General features: G+C 59.1%; 18 protein-coding genes and 1 tRNA gene. 8 read left to right on the top strand and 11 right to left on the bottom strand.

What is annotated here, in order from left to right:
* Nucleotides 1–124: 124 nt before the first annotated feature.
* Nucleotides 125–2,071 carry a DUF2207 domain-containing protein gene (locus tag DWX39_RS11040; RefSeq protein WP_158561645.1) on the bottom strand — a complete coding sequence of 649 codons (1,947 nt, stop codon included), beginning with the start codon at nucleotides 2,069–2,071 and terminating at the stop codon, nucleotides 125–127.
* A 507-nt stretch (nucleotides 2,072–2,578) separates the two neighbouring features.
* Here DWX39_RS11040 and gluQRS point away from each other — a divergent pair.
* Nucleotides 2,579–3,583 (top strand): tRNA glutamyl-Q(34) synthetase GluQRS, encoded by a 1,005-nt coding sequence (gluQRS, locus tag DWX39_RS08805; RefSeq protein WP_255413527.1) that lies wholly within the window; start codon nucleotides 2,579–2,581, stop codon nucleotides 3,581–3,583.
* Between the two features lie 15 nt (nucleotides 3,584–3,598).
* Here gluQRS and DWX39_RS08800 read toward each other — a convergent pair whose 3' ends face one another.
* From DWX39_RS08800 to DWX39_RS08790, 3 genes are read right to left on the bottom strand one after another with little or no spacing between them, the layout of a single operon-like run.
* A complete protein-coding gene (locus tag DWX39_RS08800) occupies nucleotides 3,599–4,324 on the bottom strand; it encodes a metallophosphoesterase (protein WP_117759454.1) in 726 nt (241 codons plus the stop codon).
* Nucleotides 4,321–4,959: a metallophosphoesterase gene (locus DWX39_RS08795; protein WP_117759452.1), complete on the bottom strand. Its 639-nt coding sequence runs from the start codon at nucleotides 4,957–4,959 to the stop codon at nucleotides 4,321–4,323. Before DWX39_RS08795 ends, DWX39_RS08800 begins: the two co-directional genes overlap by 4 nt.
* Nucleotides 4,960–4,999: 40 nt before the next feature.
* On the bottom strand, nucleotides 5,000–5,239 hold the full coding sequence (locus DWX39_RS08790) for a hypothetical protein (RefSeq protein WP_117759451.1): 240 nt from the start codon (nucleotides 5,237–5,239) through the stop codon (nucleotides 5,000–5,002).
* 184 nt (nucleotides 5,240–5,423) lie between these two features.
* On the opposite strand from DWX39_RS08790, the gene DWX39_RS08785 reads away from it, so the two are divergent.
* Nucleotides 5,424–8,294, top strand: a complete 2,871-nt coding sequence (locus DWX39_RS08785) for a DUF3427 domain-containing protein (protein WP_117759449.1) — start codon at nucleotides 5,424–5,426, stop codon at nucleotides 8,292–8,294.
* Nucleotides 8,295–8,333: 39 nt separating this feature from the next.
* Here DWX39_RS08785 and DWX39_RS08780 read toward each other — a convergent pair whose 3' ends face one another.
* On the bottom strand, nucleotides 8,334–8,729 hold the full coding sequence (locus tag DWX39_RS08780; RefSeq protein ID WP_117759447.1) for a (deoxy)nucleoside triphosphate pyrophosphohydrolase: 396 nt from the start codon (nucleotides 8,727–8,729) through the stop codon (nucleotides 8,334–8,336).
* Nucleotides 8,730–8,826: 97 nt separating this feature from the next.
* Nucleotides 8,827–9,450 carry a type IV toxin-antitoxin system AbiEi family antitoxin domain-containing protein gene (locus DWX39_RS08775; protein ID WP_117759460.1) on the bottom strand — a complete coding sequence of 208 codons (624 nt, stop codon included), beginning with the start codon at nucleotides 9,448–9,450 and terminating at the stop codon, nucleotides 8,827–8,829.
* A 316-nt stretch (nucleotides 9,451–9,766) separates the two neighbouring features.
* Between DWX39_RS08775 and DWX39_RS08770 the strand changes: the two genes are divergently transcribed.
* Genes DWX39_RS08770 through DWX39_RS08760 form a run of 3 tightly spaced genes read left to right on the top strand, consistent with a single transcriptional unit; the run spans nucleotide 9,767 to nucleotide 12,377 of the window.
* A complete protein-coding gene (locus tag DWX39_RS08770; RefSeq protein ID WP_117759445.1) occupies nucleotides 9,767–10,309 on the top strand; it encodes a DUF4342 domain-containing protein in 543 nt (180 codons plus the stop codon).
* 18 nt (nucleotides 10,310–10,327) lie between these two features.
* A complete protein-coding gene (locus tag DWX39_RS08765; RefSeq protein WP_117759443.1) occupies nucleotides 10,328–11,098 on the top strand; it encodes a response regulator transcription factor in 771 nt (256 codons plus the stop codon).
* A complete protein-coding gene (locus tag DWX39_RS08760; RefSeq protein ID WP_117759442.1) occupies nucleotides 11,082–12,377 on the top strand; it encodes a cell wall metabolism sensor histidine kinase WalK in 1,296 nt (431 codons plus the stop codon). Before DWX39_RS08765 ends, DWX39_RS08760 begins: the two co-directional genes overlap by 17 nt.
* Nucleotides 12,378–12,672: 295 nt before the next feature.
* Here the strand turns inward: DWX39_RS08760 and DWX39_RS08755 are convergent, their stop codons facing one another.
* Both DWX39_RS08755 and DWX39_RS08750 read right to left on the bottom strand, forming a co-directional pair.
* Nucleotides 12,673–13,047, bottom strand: a complete 375-nt coding sequence (locus DWX39_RS08755; RefSeq protein ID WP_117759440.1) for a VOC family protein — start codon at nucleotides 13,045–13,047, stop codon at nucleotides 12,673–12,675.
* Between the two features lie 11 nt (nucleotides 13,048–13,058).
* Complete coding sequence (locus DWX39_RS08750) at nucleotides 13,059–13,346, bottom strand: PTS sugar transporter subunit IIB (RefSeq protein ID WP_117654890.1); 288 nt, start codon at nucleotides 13,344–13,346, stop codon at nucleotides 13,059–13,061.
* A gap of 163 nt (nucleotides 13,347–13,509) precedes the next feature.
* Between DWX39_RS08750 and DWX39_RS08745 the strand changes: the two genes are divergently transcribed.
* The 3 genes from DWX39_RS08745 (at nucleotide 13,510) to DWX39_RS08735 (ending at nucleotide 16,025) form a co-directional block, all read left to right on the top strand.
* On the top strand, nucleotides 13,510–14,133 hold the full coding sequence (locus tag DWX39_RS08745; protein ID WP_089573579.1) for a hypothetical protein: 624 nt from the start codon (nucleotides 13,510–13,512) through the stop codon (nucleotides 14,131–14,133).
* Between the two features lie 31 nt (nucleotides 14,134–14,164).
* Nucleotides 14,165–14,249, top strand: a tRNA-Leu gene (locus DWX39_RS08740).
* A 489-nt stretch (nucleotides 14,250–14,738) separates the two neighbouring features.
* Nucleotides 14,739–16,025, top strand: coding sequence for an ATP-binding protein (locus DWX39_RS08735; RefSeq protein WP_233508915.1), 1,287 nt, complete (start codon nucleotides 14,739–14,741; stop codon nucleotides 16,023–16,025).
* Between the two features lie 35 nt (nucleotides 16,026–16,060).
* Here DWX39_RS08735 and DWX39_RS08730 read toward each other — a convergent pair whose 3' ends face one another.
* The 3 genes from DWX39_RS08730 to eno all read right to left on the bottom strand — a co-directional run bounded on the left by DWX39_RS08730 (nucleotide 16,061) and on the right by eno (nucleotide 19,329).
* Complete coding sequence (locus tag DWX39_RS08730) at nucleotides 16,061–17,062, bottom strand: hypothetical protein (protein WP_117759436.1); 1,002 nt, start codon at nucleotides 17,060–17,062, stop codon at nucleotides 16,061–16,063.
* 20 nt (nucleotides 17,063–17,082) lie between these two features.
* Nucleotides 17,083–17,844, bottom strand: coding sequence for a septum formation initiator family protein (locus DWX39_RS11260; RefSeq protein ID WP_233508914.1), 762 nt, complete (start codon nucleotides 17,842–17,844; stop codon nucleotides 17,083–17,085).
* A 195-nt stretch (nucleotides 17,845–18,039) separates the two neighbouring features.
* Entirely contained in the window at nucleotides 18,040–19,329 is a 1,290-nt protein-coding gene (eno, locus tag DWX39_RS08720) for a phosphopyruvate hydratase (RefSeq protein WP_117759434.1), read from the bottom strand.
* Nucleotides 19,330–19,476: the final 147 nt, after the last annotated feature.

Genomic DNA, 19,476 nt, shown 5'->3' with positions numbered 1-19,476 from the left:
CGCCTCTTACACCACATCTCTGCGCGCTACCCTCAGCGAAAGTTTGGCCCGTTTCGATGCACAAAAATGGGATGAATCTTCCCTGGCAACCGCCCAGAAAGATCCACCCCAAAGCAAGCGCTCACTAGAACGTTCCGCCGCCGCCTCCGCCGGCGCCGCCACCACCGCCGCCAGAGAAGCCGCCGCCGCTGCCGCCGCTCGAGCTGTCGGAGCTCGAAGCCAGCTCGCGGATGGTCTCGTGGTACACATCGTTGAACGAATCGAGTGGGGACTCGTTGCCGTAGTGATGGTAATACCACCAGTAGCAGGGGTAGTTGTCGTAGAAATCGTCGCTGTTGCGCAGGTCCGCAGGCACGGCTTCGGCCAGCTGTCGCAGCACTTCTTTCGAAACGCCCAGGGCAACGCCCATCACCAGCAGCTTGTTCCACAAGATCAGGTCGCTGGGGACGGCCTCCTTCAGACGCGTAAAGTCCTCGAGCCAATGCTTGAGCGCCTTGCAGCGAGCCGCCACCTCGGCGCCCTCCGGCGTGTAACGGCGGAAAGTGCAGCTCAGGGCAAAGCCCACGATCGTGACGGGGATCGAGATCATAGCGGCACCGACATTGGCATCCGCAAAGTCGGTATAGATCAGAGAGCCCAGAATGCCAAAGACGATGATGATACCGAGAACCAGGCCGGCCACCATCGCGATGGTGCCATCCGATGCGATAAGCTCGCGCGCCTCCAGCTTGCCCTTAACCGTGCTCTGATAGTCCTCGAGCTTGTCGCCAACAGATGTGGTGCGCTCGCTAGCGTACTCCTCCAGCTCGCTAAACGTGCGCGAACGGACTCCGTCCTTATCGGGCTTAACGCCGGCGAAGAAGACCTTGAGCACATCGCGATCGATGCCGTCCTTCTTGGCAGCCTTCCAGGCCTCGTCGGTCACTGTGATGCGATACGTCTGCTCCTCTTTTTCGCGACGGAGCAGACCCTTCTTCTTGGTCTCGGTCGCTTCTTCCAGCTTGATCACGCGGTCGTCGGTGAGCTTCATAAGCGTGGCGATATATGCCTGATCGGGCACGTCGTTCCAGCTCATGAGAGCTGCAAGCACCGCGGGATGGTCGGCCGAGGGCACATCGCGGAAGTACTCGTCCTGGAAGAGCGGCTTGGGCTTGGGCCTGCGCAGCTTAAGCATCACGATCACACCGGTATAGGCAACCGCCACGACAACACACACCACGGCAATCGCGCTGGCAACCGCACGCGCGTGCTCACGGCGGGCGTTAGCTTCGTCGGCCCATTCCTTCTCTTCGCTCAGGATCGTTGACATGCGCTCTTCGCCCGAGGCGGCAAGCTGCGGCACCCAGTCGCTGGGGAAGGCGATGCGTGCCTCGGCGAATTCGCCCTGATGCACGCAGGGAATGGTATAGGTGACCATGGGCTCGTCCTCATCGAGCGACACGTCGCCCGTCAGCGGACCGTGGCCCCATGCGCGGAAGTTATCGCCCTTGACGGCAGCCGTCCCGGCAGCGGCATTTGCGAAATACACTTCCATCTCGACGTCATCGGAATCCGCCGACCAGCCGTCACCCACAAATTTCCAGTAAAGCTCGGCGGTATCGGCCCAGTTCATAACCGCACCGGTCATGGAATAACTCACGTAGTAGATTGCGCTGTCGCCGCTCTCGTGGGGGCTGAACACCTTAATCTTTACGCCGTCGTCGGACTGTTCCACCGTGTAAACGCCGTCGTCGCCTTTGTTTGCGCTGTCGACCTTGTTAAACGCAGTGTCGTCTTCCTCGACGCTTAGCACATTGACGACCACCGAGCCGCCTTGCTGGTTAGAGCCTGTATTGATATCCCAATACACGCCGTTGATGTCGTCGTCGAAATCGAACTGGCGTCCCTCGACAACGGTCAGCGAGCCATCGGCCTCAACCGTGGCGCCGATGTAGGTTTGGCTCATGGAGTAGCCGTCGGCGTGCGCGGCGGCAGGCAGCAGCAACAACGCAAGCGCGACGAGTGCGCAGACGGAAGCGAATCGCGCAAACAGGCGGCGCTGCCGACAGGGCTGGGCAACGGGGGCGTTCATAGGCACATCCTTTGTCTGTGGTACCAGTAGCGTCATTGTCCCACGTTTGCGGGCTCATGTGACGAACATCTAGGCCAGCGGAGTATCAAACGGGACGAAAGTCACGTCCACGGCCGGCACTTGGGGACGTTCCTTATCTGCCGGCAGTCTGGGACACTCCTTGCCATGGCCCGCGCCAGCAGCAGACACCACTTCACAGCTCCGTCACAGGTGTAGCGGCTTTGTGTTGCCGCTAAAACGCTGATTGAGCCTGCGGGCGAAGGGCATAAAGCAGTTGAGCGAAAACGGTTTGCCCCTTTCCCGTTCGCTCGAGGATCATGTCCCCCTTTTCCGCGGAAACCCCGGCAGTTGCGAAGAGCTGCCGGGGTTTCTGTCGTCTTAGGTGCCGAGTTGATGGACAGGTATCAAAGCACCGAGTCTGCGACCCGCCATACGCAATGAGGGGCCTCGACAACTTGCGGACCACAGTGACGCCTCCCCATCGCGCCCCGCGCTATACTCGTCCGCATGGATATCAAAGCACGCAACATAGCAACGCCCGCCGTGGCCACGTCGACGGCGACTCCCTCTCCCACCCCCGTCGTGGGCCGCTTTGCCCCGTCGCCCTCGGGCCGCATGCACCTGGGCAACGTGTTCAGCTGCCTGTGCGCGTGGCTTTCGGCCCGCAGCCAGGGCGGCAGTATCGTGTTGCGCACCGAGGACCTGGACGATCGCTGCAAGCGTCCCGAACTTGCGGCCCAGCTGATCGACGACCTGGCCTGGCTGGGTCTCGAGTGGGACGAAGGCCCCTACTACCAGCACGATCGCCTGGATCTGTACGAAGCCGCCTTGCGCCAATTGCAAGACGCCGGCCTCACCTACCCTTGCTTTTGCACGCGCGCCGAGCTCCACGCCGCGAGCGCACCGCACGCCAGCGACGGCACGCCCATCTATCGCGGCGCCTGCCGTGCTCTTTCGGCCGAAGAGGTTGCCCGCCGCAGCACCCTGCGCGCCCCGGCCACGCGCCTGCGCGTACCCACGGTCGATGACCTCGCCGACGATGTGGTCGAGTTCGTAGACCGCACGTACGGCGCCCAATGCGAGGCGCTCGCCACCGAGTGCGGCGACTTTTTGGTGCGCCGCAGCGACGGCGTATTTGCCTATCAGCTGGCCGTAGTGGTCGACGACGCCGCCATGGGCGTCACCGAGGTCGTGCGCGGATGCGACCTGCTGGGCTCCACGCCCCGCCAGATCTACCTGCAGCATCTGCTGGGACTTGCCACGCCGCACTACGCGCACATTCCGCTGCTCATGTCGGCGGACGGCCGCCGCCTTTCCAAGCGCGACCGCGATCTGGACCTGGGCGAGTTGCGCACCCGCTTTGCCACGCCCGAAGCACTGCTGGGCTGGCTCGCCGGGCAAACGGGCATCGCGCCAGACACCACGCCGTGCTCCGCCGAGCAGCTGGTCGAACACTTTAGCTGGAACGTCATTCGCGCACACCGCGAGAACATCACCATCATGGCCGAGTAACCAAACGCCCCGCCCCTACGCAACGTCCCAGGGCTGGAGTTCATCGCCCAGGCGAACGATGCAGTCGTAGAGCACGGTGTGGCGCTCGGCCGGGTTGGCATCCCGATGAAAATGCCCGTAGTACCAGCGCTTGTAATCCAGGCGGCCTTCTAGCTCGTCGAAAAATGCCGTAAGCCGATCGACATCGGGGTAATTCCAGCCAGGTGCCGGATAGAGCGTGGGCGAGAGCATGCGCGTGGAACAGGTGTGGGTGATTACGTAGTCGACCTTCCAGCCCACGCTATCGAGCTTTGTCCGCGCTTCCTCAAAGTTGCGCTCACCCGGCAGCTCCTGCGGCCACCAGCTGGAATACGGCACGCGGTATTCCTTGTCCACGCTCGTGGCGCCGCCCATGGTAAAGATCGTTGAGCCGTCGAGCTCAAAGACCTCGCCGCGCGTCAGGCGCCGTATGGGCGAGGTGTCCGATAGGCGCTGTGTCAGCCCACCGTGCCACAACTCCATGGGACGCTCCGCCCAGTGATCGAAGCGCTCGTGGTTGCCGTCGACGAACAGCACGGTATAGGGACGCGACTCGAGCCACGCGATATCGGCGCATTCCTCGGCAGAGAAATCCCACGGAAAGCCAAAGTCGCCCGCGATGATGAGATAGTCGTCGCTCGAAAGCGAGTCGCCGCGTTCCCAATCGCGCAGCTTTTGCATGTCGATGCCACCGTGGACATCGCCCGTCACATAAACCGTCATCGGATTGCCACTTCCCTCTTATAGGCTTCGAGATCGCGCTCAACCTGCTCATCGCCCGTGGCGTTGACCCACCACGGCCATTTAGCGCAACACACCGGCTCATCGACCTGCGCAAACCAAGACTTGAGCTCCTCCAGGCTCACCGGGGCGTAGCCGTTGGCGTCCACGCCCACGTCATAGCGCCGCAGCCCCTGCCGAAGGTTGAACGTGTTGTACGCGCCGCCGCAGCTGTGGATATGCCCGTGAAGATGCCAGCCGCCGTGCGACATACCCTGCCAGTCGGCCATAGGATAGTGACTCAGTACGATTTTTTGACGGTCGATCTTAAGCACGCAAATGGGCGGCTCGACGATCAAAGCATCCGCCACCGCAGGCTGCGTCCAGTCTTTGTCGTGGTTGCCGGGCAGCAGATGGACGCGCTTGCATGCGATGCTTTTGCGCAGTTCGTAGGTTTCTTGGACCGTCATCTTAAAGCTAAAGTCACCCAAAATGTAAAGCTCGTCGTCCACAGCGACTTTGCCATTAATGCTAGCGACCATGTCGTCGTTCATCTGCGCAACAGTCGACCAAGGCCTATCGGCGAGCCGTAGCACGTTCTCGTGTCCAAAGTGCGTATCGCTGGTAAACCAGATCATGGGGACCTCCTAAGGCTGCGGGGCGTCCATCCCTTAGGGCTTACCCTTCGTTCTTCCATCCAAACGGGTCAAACACCCAAAAAACTAGATCGAGTACGCCACCGGTCATCATGGCACCGGCAAGGGCGATGCAAACGTGCAGAGAGCTGGCACTTCGAAGCACGTCGAACGGCCTCAGAACAGCCAATAGCGCGACCGCTGCGCCGGCAAGGCACAGCGCGAGGCACAGCCCCGCGTCCTTAACACATTTCTTTGCGAGATGCTTGGTGTTGTCACTCATCGATTTCGAGCTCCTTAGAGAATCGTTGCTCAGGTTCATGCCGCCGCGGAGGAGTTGGCAGCAGGTTAAGTGTCACATGTCGTGCGGACACCGCTTGCAAGCCCTCGTATCAAAAGTCGCCCAAAACACGAACGATCGATCTGCTATCCTGGCGCAAACGTAGTCTTTCGAAAGGCCTGGTGAAATGGTTGCTCAGCAGCAGATTGATATTGAATTCGATTCGCTTACACGCGAGAACGATTCACCCAAGCTCATCGCCAACTCGAAGGCGACCGGCGGAACACTACTATCCGTTATCGAAGAGCAGCTCTCGACCTGCAGCTCCTTTGACTTTTGCGTTGCGTTCGTCGCGGACGGCGGTTTGCAGATCCTGGTCGAAGCATTCCAAGAGCTCAAGCAACGCAACATTAAGGGCAGGTTGCTCACATCCACCTATCTCAACTTCAACTCACCCGATGCGTTTCGCAAGCTCTTGGAGTACGACAATATCGAAGTCCGCGTGTTCCAAGGAAATTTGCACGCTAAGGGATACATTTTTGATAAAGGCGAAACCAGCACGGTTATCGTCGGCAGCTCGAACATGACGCAGACCGCCCTCACCTGTAATAAAGAATGGAATGTGCTCTACCAGACCGTTGAAAACAGCCGCCTGCTCGGAGAACTTAGAGGCGAGTTCAATTCGCTGTGGAACGACACCTCAACCGTTGCACTTTCCCAAGACTGGATTGATAACTACGCCACGTATCGAATGACCCATCCGCCAAAAACTAAATCGAAACCGACATTCAAATCTAGTGAGACGCCGACGCAAAATGACCTCGCTGAAATCAAGCCCAATAAAATGCAGCAGCGTGCCCTCGAAGCGCTTGGAGCGATCCACCGCAAGGGCGAAACTCGTGCTTTGCTGGTCTCTGCCACGGGTACAGGTAAAACCTTCCTTTCAGCTTTCGACGTACTCGCAACTAAACCCCGGCGCGTCCTCTTTCTTGCGCACCGCCGGCGCATTATTGACGCCTCCCGCGCAAGCTACGAACGGCTCTTAGGTAGTGCCTATACGTTCGACACCTATCAAACTGGCAAGAATACAAGCAAAGCCACCTGCGTGTTTGCCATGTGTTCTTCGGTCGCCAAACATTTGAGCGATTTCTGTCCCGATGAGTTCGACTACATCGTCATCGACGAGGCCCACCGCACGGGATCCCAGGGCTACCAATCCATCATGTCGCACTTTACGCCTCGGTTTTATCTGGGCATGACCGCTACACCCAATCGCACCGACGGCTATGACGTCTTTGCCCTTTTCAATCACGTCATCGCGTTCCAGATCACGCTGCAGGACGCTTTGGCCGAGGAGATGCTTGCCCCCTTCCATTATTTTGGCATTCACGATCTGGAGATTGACGACGAAACGGTCGAAGATACCGCCTTGTTCGGACGCTTAACATCCGACGAGCGCGTGCGTCACATCGCCGAGAAGATTGAGGAATATAGCGTCACCAAAAGCAACCGCAGGGGCTTAATCTTCTGCAATCGAAACGCCGAGGCCGAAGAACTGTCACGCAAGTTCAACGCTCTCGGATATCGAACAACTGCGATTAGCGGTCAAGATTCCGATGAGGTCCGCGATGTCGCAATCAGCCGACTTGAAGCCGGCGAGCTCGAGTACATTTTCTCGGTTGATATCATGAACGAAGGCGTCGACATCCCCTCGCTCAATCAGATCATCATGCTTCGACGCACCGACTCCGCAATCATCTTTATTCAGCAGCTCGGCCGTGGCCTGCGCTTGGACAGCGGCAAGGAATACGCACTGATACTCGACTTTATTGGCAATTACCAGAGCAACTTCTTGGTACCCATCGCGCTTTCGGGCGACAAGACGTACAACAAAGATCGCCTGCGTCGTCTCGTCCAAGAGGGCGATTCGGTGATACCCGGATGCTCGACCGTGAGCTTCGATCGTATTTCCGAGGCACGCATTTACAAGGCCATCGATGGCGGCAACTTTACCTCCGCCCGCTTTTTGAAGAACGAATATCTCGACTTGCGGCAGAAGCTCGGAAAGATCCCCTCGCTGCTCGAATTTGATCGCAACGGCTCTATCGACCCGCTACTCATCTTCAAAAGCAGCAAGTCCTACCACGATTTTCTTTCCAAATGTGAGCCGGACTACACGGTCCAGTTTTCCTCGGACCAGATCAAAATCCTCAGATTTATTTCTCAAAAACTTGCCGCGGGCAAGCGATTTGAAGATCTCTATTTGCTTCAAACGCTCGTCGAAGCCGGACACGAGGGCTACCGGCATATGCGCGAGGCTGCGCTTAGGAACTACCGCGCACAACTTAAGGACAGCGCCGTTAGGTCGGCAATCGCAGTCCTTAAGGGCGACTTTGCCACTCCTAAGGATTTCGTTTCCCTGCTTATTGACGATGGAACCGGACCTCGTCTGACCGAAGCGTTTGCGACCGCCCTGCGCAACGCAGAGTTCAAGCGTCAGATTCTTGAAGTGCTGGATTTTGGTATTGCGCGCAACCGACTCGACTATGCCGAGACGTACGAAAACACAAATTTCGTTCTCAACGCCAAGTACACATACGAGGAGGTTTGCCGCCTGATGAACTGGGAAAAGAACATCAACGGCCAAAATCTTGGCGGCTATTTCTACGACGAGAAGACCAATACATTCCCCGTGTTTATTAACTATGACAAGGCGCCCGACATTAGTGAGTCAATTCAGTATGAAGACCGCTTTGTTTCGCCGAGTAAGCTAGTTGCAATCTCTAAGAACAACCGTACGCTCAACTCCCCCGAGATTCAGCGCCTGAAGACATGGCCGGAAAACGGCCTGAAGACGTATTTGTTTATGCGAAAGAACAAGGACGATAAGGGTGGCAAGGAGTTCTATTTCTTAGGCGAAATGCATCCGACCGGTGAGTTCGAAGCTATTAAAACTAAGAGCGGCGACAACGCCGTTGAAATCGAATATGAGCTCAACGCACCCGTGAGGCAAGACATTTACGAGTTTATGCTCAGCGATTTGAGCGAGGCAGAGTGACAAAAAGGGGCGAGGCACCATGTGGCGCCCGCCCCTTTCTTACTTAAGCCCGAGTTTCTTCTCGAGCTCCCTAACGACTTTAACGTCCGCTGGAAGCCAATCGACATCCCACAGGTTATTGGTATCGAGCCACTTCATGTCCTCGTGAGCGTGCTCTTTGAACTCCCCCGAAAGGATGTTAGCCAGGTAGCACTGCATCGACAGGTGGAACGTCTCGTAATCGTGCTCGACCGTGCAAAGATAGTCGAGGTTACCGATCGTGACCTCGAGCTCTTCTTGAATCTCGCGCACGATTGCCTGCTCGCCGGTCTCGCCCGGCTCGAGCTTGCCGCCCGGAAATTCCCAGCCGTCTTTAAACTCGCCATAGCCGCGCTGGCAGCTCAGGATTTTTCCGTCCCTCTGAATAATCGCTGCTGCAACATTGATTGATTTCATAACTATTTATCACCTCTCCAGTTGAGCTCAACCAGTATAGGTGATCAACAAAGATCCGCGTGACGGAACGCTGTTAGAGACTGCATGTTTATTCGCATTACCCGTTCAGTACCATCAGCAAAGGCCTCATTAGTTCGCGTCGTTTGGCGGTTTTAGAGTTCTCTTCTACAAGATCTTTCAGCCGCTGCATATCGAGCCCTCGCCCAAGCGCGTCGTTATAGGCATCGATAATTAATGAGGGGTCCTCGCAATCGAGGCAAAGATCGACAAGCGTGCGCTCGGGTTTAGTTACCGGCAGGCCGTCGAGCCAAACGATGTCCCGCTCAGCAATCTCGCGCTTTACAAAAGAAAGGGATTCGTTTCTTGTATTGATACGCATGGGCGCGGTCATCCTGTAGGGGGACAGATAGAAATCGCCCATTTGCTGTAGGTTCGCCGCTGTCGTACCGCTCACGGCGATGCCATCCCACTGACGTTTTCTCTCCCACGCGCAAAGGGAGGGATTGGTGAGCTTCCAAAAGGCGTTGAGTTCGTCGGTGTCTCGGCGCTGCGTTCCAGACATCCGGTAGGCGCCGTGGCATATCCGTTCAAGACGCCCTGCGCGGCATGAGTGCGCCAGCGCATCTCGAGAGATGTCCATGCGAGCCGCCTGGGCTGTGGTGAACACGCCCTCGCTCTCGGAAAGCTCGCTTATCGCCGCTATGTTGCTAAAGTACTTCATGCTGCAATTGTAGGATATTTTCATACTTTTGCAACGTAGTTTTGATCCATGCGATCCATACACCTTTCTTATCCCATTTCTGCCGCCGGCTTGATACCGGCTCACCATCCCCCGCTATCGAGGTCTAATACTTTTCCCACCGCCACCCAAAAACTCATCCAACATTAATCTTGGCTCAAGAATCGCTTAATCTATAACCTGCACTATAGAGTTCGACCAAGGGCGGGGCGGCACCGCGCAACGCAGACCGCCGAACGCAACGCTCGCGCCCGGGCAGATCGCCCGGCGTCGCGCCCATCGAACGAAAGGACAGGTCATGGACGACCTCGAAAAAGTTGAAACCATCCGCACCAAGTGCAACGTGAGCTACACCGACGCCAAGGCCGCGCTCGACGCCGCCGACGGCAACGTCCTGGACGCCATCATTTGGCTCGAGTCGCAGGGCAAGACGCAGACCACGTCGGCGCACGCCGCCACCGAGTCCGCACCAGCCGACGAGCCCTCGGCTGAGATGGTCGCCGCGCAGGTCGCCTACGAAAAGTCGAGCGAAAAGACCGACTTCTCCAAGAAGATGGACAGCGTGTGGGAGTACCTCAAAAAGCTCTTCCGTCTGAGCCTGGACACCAAGTTTATCGCCACGCGCCGCGACGCGATCATCCTCAACATTCCCATCCTGATTCCCATCGTCGCCCTGTTTGCCTGGGGCGCCACGATATGGCTGATGCTGCTTGGCTTGTTCTTTGGCATGCGCTACCGCATCGATAGCGACGGCGACGTGCCCGGCAGCATCAACAACCTGATGGACAGCGCTGCCAATGCCGCGGACGACATCAAGCAAAATCTGAACGACGACAAGTAATCGCAGACGGGGGCACGTATGGCACGGATCCTGATTGTAGAGGACGAGGAGAAAATCGCCCGCTTTGTGACGCTCGAGCTGGAGCACGAGGGCTACCAGGTGGAGCACGCCGCCGATGGCCGCACCGCCGTTGACCTAGCGCTGGAGCGCGACTACGATCTGATTCTGCTCGATGTACTGCTGCCGCAGCTCAACGGCTTGGAGGTGCTGCGGCGTGTCCGCAAGCACAAGGATGTGCCGGTGATCATGGTCACCGCGCGCGATGCCGTGATGGACAAGGTGGCCGGGCTCGACGCCGGTGCTGACGATTACCTGACCAAGCCGTTTGCCATTGAGGAGCTGTTCGCACGGATCCGCGTGGCGCTAAAGCGCTCGGAGGCTGTGCGGACGGCTTCGGGCGTTGGCGGCGTTGGGGCGGGCGGTGCGGGCGGGTGCGCCGTTGCGATACCCCCAGCTGGCGACTCGGCCAAGACCTCTGCCTCGCCCTCCCCCACCGCGCTCACCGTGGGCTCGGTTGCGCTCGATCCCGACCGCCGCGAAGTCACGGTCGGCGGCTCGCCCATCGTGCTGACCGCCCGCGAGTTCGATGTCCTCGCCCTGCTTATGACGCATGCCGGCACCGTGCTCACGCGCGAGCGCATTGCGCACGAGGCGCTAGGCTACGACTATGTGGGCGACACCAACAACGTCGACGTGCACATCGCGCACCTGCGTGCCAAGATCGAAGACGCCGGCGGTGCCCGCATCATCCAGACCGTGCGCGGGGTGGGCTATGTCTGCCGCGCGTAACGACGAGGCTAAGCGCGTCACCTCCATCGCCCGCGCCATCAACTGGAGCTATATGTGGCGCCGCTTGGTGAGCTACGTCTGGCTGGATCTGTTACTGCTGCTTGTTGCGGCGGCGATCCTCGTCTATGGCTACAACCAGACGCTGCCCGATGGCGCGTTTACCGCGGGATGGATCCCCAGCGCCAGCGTTCACGGCATGTCACTGACGCCCGCGCGCGGCTGGGACCTGACAACGCTCACCTATACCGTCGAGTTTGCGCGCACCACCAAGACCTTCCCCCTCGCGCAGGACCTCGTCGCGCTATGGCCTCTCTACCTTGTCGTTGTGGGTTGGCAGGTCATCAGCGTGCTCAACATGCTCGGCGGCGCCCGCCGCGTGCGCCGCACTATGGCGCCGCTCAACGACCTGGCCTTGCGTGTGGACGAGCTCGGCCGCATGCAGCTCGCCGGCGGCAAGATGGAAACGCTGGAGCAGGCCATCGAGCGCGCAAGCGTCGACTCGCCGAGCGTCACCACCGGCGACGCCGACCTGGCGAGCATCGAGGTCGCACTCAACCGCCTGCTGCGCCAGATGCAAGAGGCAAAGCTGCAGCAGATGCGCTTTGTCAACGATGCGAGTCACGAGCTGCGCACGCCCATCGCGGTGATTCAGGGTTACGTGAACATGCTCGACCGCTGGGGCAAAGACGACCCGGACGTGCTGGCAGAATCCATCACCTCGCTCAAAGCCGAAAGCGAGCATATGCAGGAGCTCGTGGAGCAGTTGCTGTTTTTAGCGCGCGGCGATGCCGGTCGCACCGTGCTGCGGCGCGCGAATACCAACCTGGCTGCACTGGTCGGCGAGGTTTGCGAAGAATCACAGATGATCGATGCCGGGCACACATATCGGCTGGCGTATGATGCCGCACTTACCGGCGACCCGCGCTGCAACGCATCGGTTGACGTGGCACTCGTGAAGCAGGCGCTGCGCGTGATCGTGCAAAACGCCGCCAAGTATTCGGACGCAGGCACGACCGTCACGTTTGCCATAACACCCGATGCGGGCGCGGGCACGATCGACATAAGTGTTGAGGACGAGGGTATCGGCATGAACCAGGAATCCGCAGCTCACGCGTTTGAACGGTTCTATCGCGCCGACAACGCACGCGATGCCGGCGCGCAGGGCTCGGGTCTGGGGCTCGCCATTGCCAAGTGGATCGTCGACAGCCATGGCGGTGTCATCGGCGTGACCTCAGTCGAGGGCGTCGGCAGCCGCTTTACGATTCGCCTGCCGCGGTAGGGGCGTCTCTCACGAATCGAAGGTGAATGCTTTTCCGCGAAGTGAACGACCTATTTTGGACCCCCGAAGCATCCACACTTTTTGACGCCAAAACCGCAGGAAAAACCTTACGAAACCGCAGGAAACGGTGCCTCCAAAGTGTCGATGCTCCAGGGGTCCGATTTCACTCGTTCACTTCGCGGAAAAGCATTCACCTTCGTTTTACGGCAGCCCGTCAGTCACCCTCTCGGCATTAAAAATGGGGTAAGGCCACGTGGCCTTACCCCATTTTTCGTTAGCTATAGCAGCCTGTGCGCTACTCGCGGCACAGGTGCACGGCAAAGCCAGCGAACTCGCGCTTAAAGTACACGAGCTTGGTGCCGCCGTCGGGCAGCAGCACGCGCGACTCCTCGTTGACCTCGAGCCCGCGCTCGGCAAACCACTTCTCGGCCGCATCGATGTCGTTGACGGCAAAGCCAATGTGACCCTTGGCGCCACGACCGTTCTGCTTCATGACCTCGATCAGCGAATCGTTAAAGTACGAAACCGGGGTCTCGATAACGGGCAGGCCCATCATCGTCGAGAACAGCTCCGCGATCTCCAGGGCATCTGCCGGGTCGGTGGCGTTAATGCCCACATGGGCAACGCGCATGCCAAAGAGCTCGACCGGATTGGCGTTCTGCTCACTCATACAGTCAGCGCCTACTGAGCCATGACGTCGAGGACGGCCTTCTCGGCAGCGACGCGGTTCATGCCGGTCATGAAGGGCACGCCGCTCACGTACGGGCAGGTGAGGCCCTCGGGGGCAACGGTGGTGGCGATCAGCAGGTCGGCGCCCTCGTCGCAGTAATCCTTGGCCTCGGAGATGGCGCACTGCACGATCTCATACTTGCCGGCATAACCGTTGGCGTCGAGCATGGTAGCGACCTTCTGGGCAACGAGCGTGGAAGTAGCAGCGCCAGCACCGCAAGCCAAAACGATCTTCTTCATGGGTAATGTCTCCCTTCATGGTTTACTTTAGGTAAGTGTACCGCAGCGAGCGATGGCACTCAGCCTCGATGAGCTTTTATGCCAGTTTGCTTGTGCGCTGCGTATAATACATCTAGTACGTGTTGTCATACCGCTCGCTTTATGAGCGACTAAGGATCCTAACATGCCCGATTCCCGCACACTCTGGACCGCCGTCGTTATCATCTGTATCGCCGTGTCGGTGTTCTTTAGCGTCAAAAAACGCACTACGTTTAAACGCCTGCAACAGTTGATGGCCGCCAAACAGTGGGCCGAGTTCGATCGTTTGCTCGACGGCAAACTCACCAGCATGCTGTACCCGCGCTACAACCGCGACTACCTGCGTCTGAACTCCTATCTGCTGCGCGAGGACCACGAGCGCGCCGGCGAGATGTTCGACCTGCTGCTGGGACTCAACCTGCCCAAGATGCAGCGCGTCGACCTGGTGATCAAGGCCTTTAACTACTACGTTGGCCAGGAGGACCGCAAAAAGTCCAAGGAGCTGCTGCACGAAATCAAGGGCTTTGAGGGCGGTCAGGCCGAGGCGGTCGCGCACGAGTGCCAGCTGATGTACGACACGATGATCCTCAAGCGTCACAACGACATTCCCGAGCTGGAGCGCATGCTCGAGGATGTGGGCGACGACCCGGTCAAGCGCTGCCGCTTGGAGTACCTGCTGGCCCTGCAGTACCAGAACAAGGGCGACGAAGCCAAGTTTGCCGAGTACTTGGAAAAGTCAGGCCAGCACTCGATGGCCGTCAACGCGTAACGGACGGCTTGTGCTAGACTTCTAGTCTCACGGGGGCGTGGCGGAATTGGCATACGCAGGAGACTTAAAATCTCTCGCCGCAAGGATTGTGGGTTCGAGTCCCACCGCCCCTACCATATGGCTTTTACGGGCCCGTGTCCCTTTGAGATGCGGGCTCGTTTCTTTTGGATGCCGGTGGGACTCGAACCCGCGAGGGGGCGAGCGTTAAGCGGACGCGCAGCGTCCGTAGTGAGCCGGCGAGGGCGCCGACAGGCGGCCGAAGCCGGTGCGTATTTGCGCAGCAAATGCGCGGACGTCCCACCGCCCCTACCATGTATTGTTTACGAGCCCGTGTCCCCTGGGGATGCGGGCTCGTTTCTTTTGGATGCCGATACAGATGGTGAGTTGCGGTGGAATAGTTCTTGTTTATGCTGTTTACCAGCCTATTTAAGAACTATTTCACCGCAGCTTAGGTTGATACTCCCACATTTTTCGATGGAAGAACGTGGTTGTCTCGCACATTTTTCGATGGAAAAACGTGGTTGTCTCGCACATTTTCCAAGGGAAACGCGCATATGGCCTTATACTAGCCGAGAGGGTTGGGAGGCAATATGCAACGACAGCTTATGAGTGAACTTATCGCTTGGAAATCAAGGGCGAATCGCAAACCTCTCTTGCTTAAGGGAGCCCGCCAGACAGGAAAGACGTGGCTTCTTAACAAATTCGCAAGCCAGCAGTATCGAAACGTCATTCGTTTTGACTTTATGCTCGAGCCGAGCGCACGTTCGCTGTTCGATGGGGACCTCGACCCCAAGCGCATCATCTCCCAGATAGAGCTCCTACGTGGCCAAACCGTAACGCCGACAGACACGCTCATCATCTTCGACGAGATCCAAGAGGCGCCACGCGGGATCACCTCGCTCAAGTACTTCAACGAGCTTGCACCCGAATACCACATCGTAGCAGCCGGTTCCTATATGGGCCTCGCGCTCCGACGCGAAAACGAGTCATTTCCCGTCGGCAAAATCGACCAGCTCACCATGCGTCCCATGGGGTTTGCCGAGTTCGTTCGCGCCGTCGACGGCAACCCGCTCGCCGACGCCATCCTTGCCGCAGACATGAACCTTCTAGCAAACGTCACCGAAAAGCTCGTGCACTTGCTCAAGGAATACCTTGTTGTCGGTGGTATGCCCGAAGTTGTCTCCGCTTTCGCCGAGACACGCGACTTCATTGAAGCCCGAAGGCTTCAGCAGCAAATCATCGAGGCTTACGAATCCGATTTTGGCAAACATGCACCCGCCCGCATCGTCGAGCGCATGAGGTTGGTTTGGAAATCCCTTCCCGGCCAGCTTGCCAAGGAGAACAAGAAGTTTGTCTATGGCGCCCTTCGCCCTGGAGCGCGCGCACGCGATTTTGAGGAAAGCCTCCAGTGGCTCACGGACTACGGAATCGTTCATAAGGTGCCACGTGTTTCCGCTCTAAAGGCACCGCTCTCGAGCTACGAAGACCTCTCGGGCTTCAAACTGTTCTGCATCGACACCGGCATCCTCGGAGCGCTCTCCGGTCTCTCTCCGGCCATCGTTCTTAACGGATCCGCTGTTTTTACCGAGTTCAAAGGTTCGCTGACCGAACAATACGTCGCGCAGGAGCTTTTGCTCCAGGACAAAACTCCCGTGTATTGGTCCTCTACCTCTGGCAATGCCGAAACCGACTTTGCCATCGACCATGCGGGAACCGTGCTTCCGCTTGAGGTCAAGGCGGCAGAGAACCTTAAAGCGAAGAGTCTGAAAATAGCCTGCGAAAAATTCAAACTCGAGCGTTGCGCGAGGAGCTCTCTGGCGGCATATAGAGACGAGGACACGCTCGTCAATATTCCGCTTTGGGAGATTGGGCAAATCGACAGGCTGGCATAAGTAGCTAAAATAGCCCCGTCCCAAAAAGACTAGTTTTAGAGGGTGCTCAGGCTCGGAGTCCAGGCGATGGTGGGGGTCGCGCCGTCGAGAACCTCATTGATGGTAGCGGCCATGCCGGCGAGCAGGCTGTTCTCGCTTACGGTGAGCGTGTCGTAGTTGCCGGCGCGCATGAGCTCGCGCATTACCACGGCACCGGCCAAGATCACGCTCGCGCGCTTGGGCTGCACGCCCGGCAACGCAGCGATGCCCGCAACATCAAGCGTGGACATACGCTCAATGGCGGCCGAGACCTGCTCCAGCGAAAGCTCGCGCAGGTGCACAAAGCTCGAGTCGTACGGCTCCAGTTCGTGGACCAGCGCCACGAGCGTGGTGACGGTGCCGCCCACCGCAACGAGGCGTTCGGCGCGCTCAAAGTCGCTGGGCAGGCCTTCAAAATAGGCGGCAAACTGCTCGCCTGCCCACGCGGCAGCGGCAGCAAGCTCGCCATCCGCGGGCGGCAACGCGGAGAAAAAGCGCTCCGTCACGCGGCGACAACCGATGTCCAGCGAGCGCGTTCCCTCCAGCGCAAAGACGCCGCGCTCCGGCGCGTACACGCCAGTCGCGAGCTCCGTGGATCCGCCGCCCGAATCGGCAACAATGATGCGCTCGCCGGCAAAGTCGTGCGCCACGCCGAAAAACGTCAGGCGCGCCTCGACCTCGCCCGGAATCATCTGTGGCTCAAGCCCCAGATCGCGCAGGCCGTCCAACAGCAGCGCGGCATTGGACGCATCGCGTGCGGCACTCGTACACGTGGTGCAGACGCACACGGCCCCAAAGGCACGGGCCTCGTCCACAAACATGTGACACGCAGCGAGCACACGCTCGACAGCCGCCTTGCAAAAGCGCCCCGTCGTGTCCACGCCCTCGCCCAGGTCGGTAATCTCGGTATGCTTGGACGATTCCACAATCGCTCCGCCCTCGACCTGGGCCAACACCAGTCGCGACGACACCGTTCCCAGGTCGATCGCGGCTACCTTATAGCGTTTGCAATTTGTCATTGCGGGCTCCCCTCCGGGCGCTATTTGCCGTTGGACACGACCGTCTGACCCTCGACGCCGTTAAACCCAAACAGCATGTCGAGCGCCTGGATGTACCACGGCGCGTCCTTGCCGACTTCTTCGATTTCCTTGGCCACTTCGCTGGCCTTCTTGGCGTTTGAGGACTTTTTGCTCGACGACGAGTCCGAATCGTCGTCCAAACCTAGCACGTCAATCTTCTTCTCGCCGGGCATCACCAGGCCCAGGTCCTCGGACGCCGCGTCCTTGATACCCTCCTCCGAGAGCAGCTTGTCGACGCTTTTTTGCAGCTCATCATTGTATTGCTGGCGAATCTCGACCTGCTTGGCCAAGATATCGCTCGAACGCTTTGCCACGTACAGATCGCGCACGGGGAAATACAGGCTCACGAGCACCAGCGCCACCACGATACCGATAAACAGCGGACGCAGAGGGCCATGCGTAAAGTCATAGATCGCCTTGACAACCGCGTTGTCGTTGGCGTAATGCATAAAGTCCGAGCCCGAAAGACGGCTCGAGGGCCTACTCGATTTGTCGTGTGCTTGAGTCGAGGGACGCGACGCATGCGACGAACGTGCCGGGCGCACCGGTCCATCTGCCAAGGTATTTGATTGAGCATTGGGGCGCGAGGTACTTGCCGGGCGCTGCGTGGAGCGGTCGGCGCCGGCATAAGCGGACCCACCGAGCTGCACCGTGCGCGCACGGCGAGGCGACGGCTCGCGCGAACCGGCGGAATAGTACCTGTTGTCGTAAATCTGATCCATGTGCGCCTTGTGCGGTTGAGGTTTGTTTGCGCTAAGTCCTTTAGTTATAGCACGAGCGCCCGCACCGCCTTCGCCAGCCTTTGCTCGACATAAAAAAGGCGCTGAGCCATATGGCCCAGCGCCCACAGCGCTTTGCGGCGTCCAGCCAAGGCGGGGCGGAACCGAGTCAGCCTCCTCCTCGCCAAATTCGCCCGTTTAGCGAATGTTGTAGAACGCGGCCTTGCCGGCGTAGCGCGCGCTGCCCTCGAGCTCGTCCTCGATGCGAATGAGCTGGTTGTACTTGGCGATACGGTCGCTGCGGCACGGGGCGCCCGACTTGATCTGGCCGGCATTGACGCCCACGACCAGGTCGGCGATCGTGGAATCCTCGGTCTCGCCGGAGCGGTGACTCACGATGCAGGCGTAACCGGCCTCCTTGGCGGTCTCGATGGCCTCGAGCGACTCGGTGAGCGTGCCGATCTGATTGACCTTGACCAGGATCGCGTTGGCGGCACCCAGCTCGATGCCCTTCTTGAGGCGCTCGGTGTTGGTGACGAACAGGTCGTCGCCCACCAGCTGCACCTTGTTGCCAATGCGACGGGTGAGCTCAACCCAGCCGTCCCAGTCTTCCTCGGCCATGCCGTCCTCGATGGAGATGATGGGATAGGTGTCGACAAGCTTCTCCCAGTAATCAACCATCTGGGCACTCGTGTACTCCACGCCCTCGCCCTTGAGCTCATACATACCGGTCTCAGCGTTGTAGAACTCGGTGGACGCCGGATCCATGGCGTACATGAAGTCGACGCCGGGCTTAAAGCCGGCCTTCTCCACGGCCTTGGTGATGTACTCGAACGGCTCGGCATTGGTCTTGAGGTTGGGCGCAAAGCCACCCTCGTCGCCCACGCCGCCGCCCAGGCCGGCCTCGTGCAGCACACCCTTGAGGGTGTGGTAGACCTCGGCGCACCAACGCAGGCCCTCGGCAAAGCTCGGGGCGCCCACCGGCATGATCATGAACTCCTGGAAGTCGACGTTATTGTCGGCATGCACGCCGCCGTTGAGGATGTTCATCATGGGCGTGGGCAGCAGGTGGGCGTTGACGCCGCCCAGGTACTGATACAGCGACAGGCCCGCCGACTCGGCAGCGGCGCGGGCAACTGCCAGCGACACACCCAGAATGGCGTTGGCACCGAGATTGGTCTTGTTGGGGGTATCGTCCGCGGCAATCAGCGCGGCATCGACGGCGCGCTGGTCGAAGGCGTCGAGGCCCACGACGGCGTTAGCGCACTCGTTATTGACGTGCTCGACGGCCTGCGAAACGCCCTTGCCCAGATAGCGACCCTTGTCGCCATCGCGCAGCTCGCAGGCCTCAAAGGCACCGGTCGAAGCGCCCGAAGGCACCATTGCGCGGCCAAAGCTACCGTCCTCGAGCACGACCTCGACCTCGACAGTGGGATTGCCGCGGCTGTCGAGCACCTCGCGACCGTAGACGTCCAAAATATCGCTCATGTTGTCTCCCTCTCACTTGGAAACATAGTGGATGCAAGCGACCGGCTGACCGTGCACCATTGGTGCGCCTCCGTAAGTTAGCCACGTCGCACTTTTTGCATTATGCCCTAAGTTAGCCGAGGGATACAATTGTTTTTCGAAAAATTC

It is taken from the genome of Collinsella sp. AF19-1LB, assembly GCF_003459655.1.
In the GTDB taxonomy this organism is placed as follows: Bacteria; Actinomycetota; Coriobacteriia; order Coriobacteriales; family Coriobacteriaceae; genus Collinsella.
The sequence above is the reverse complement of the archived record's forward strand: the minus strand, read 5'-3'. Positions and strand labels throughout refer to the sequence as shown.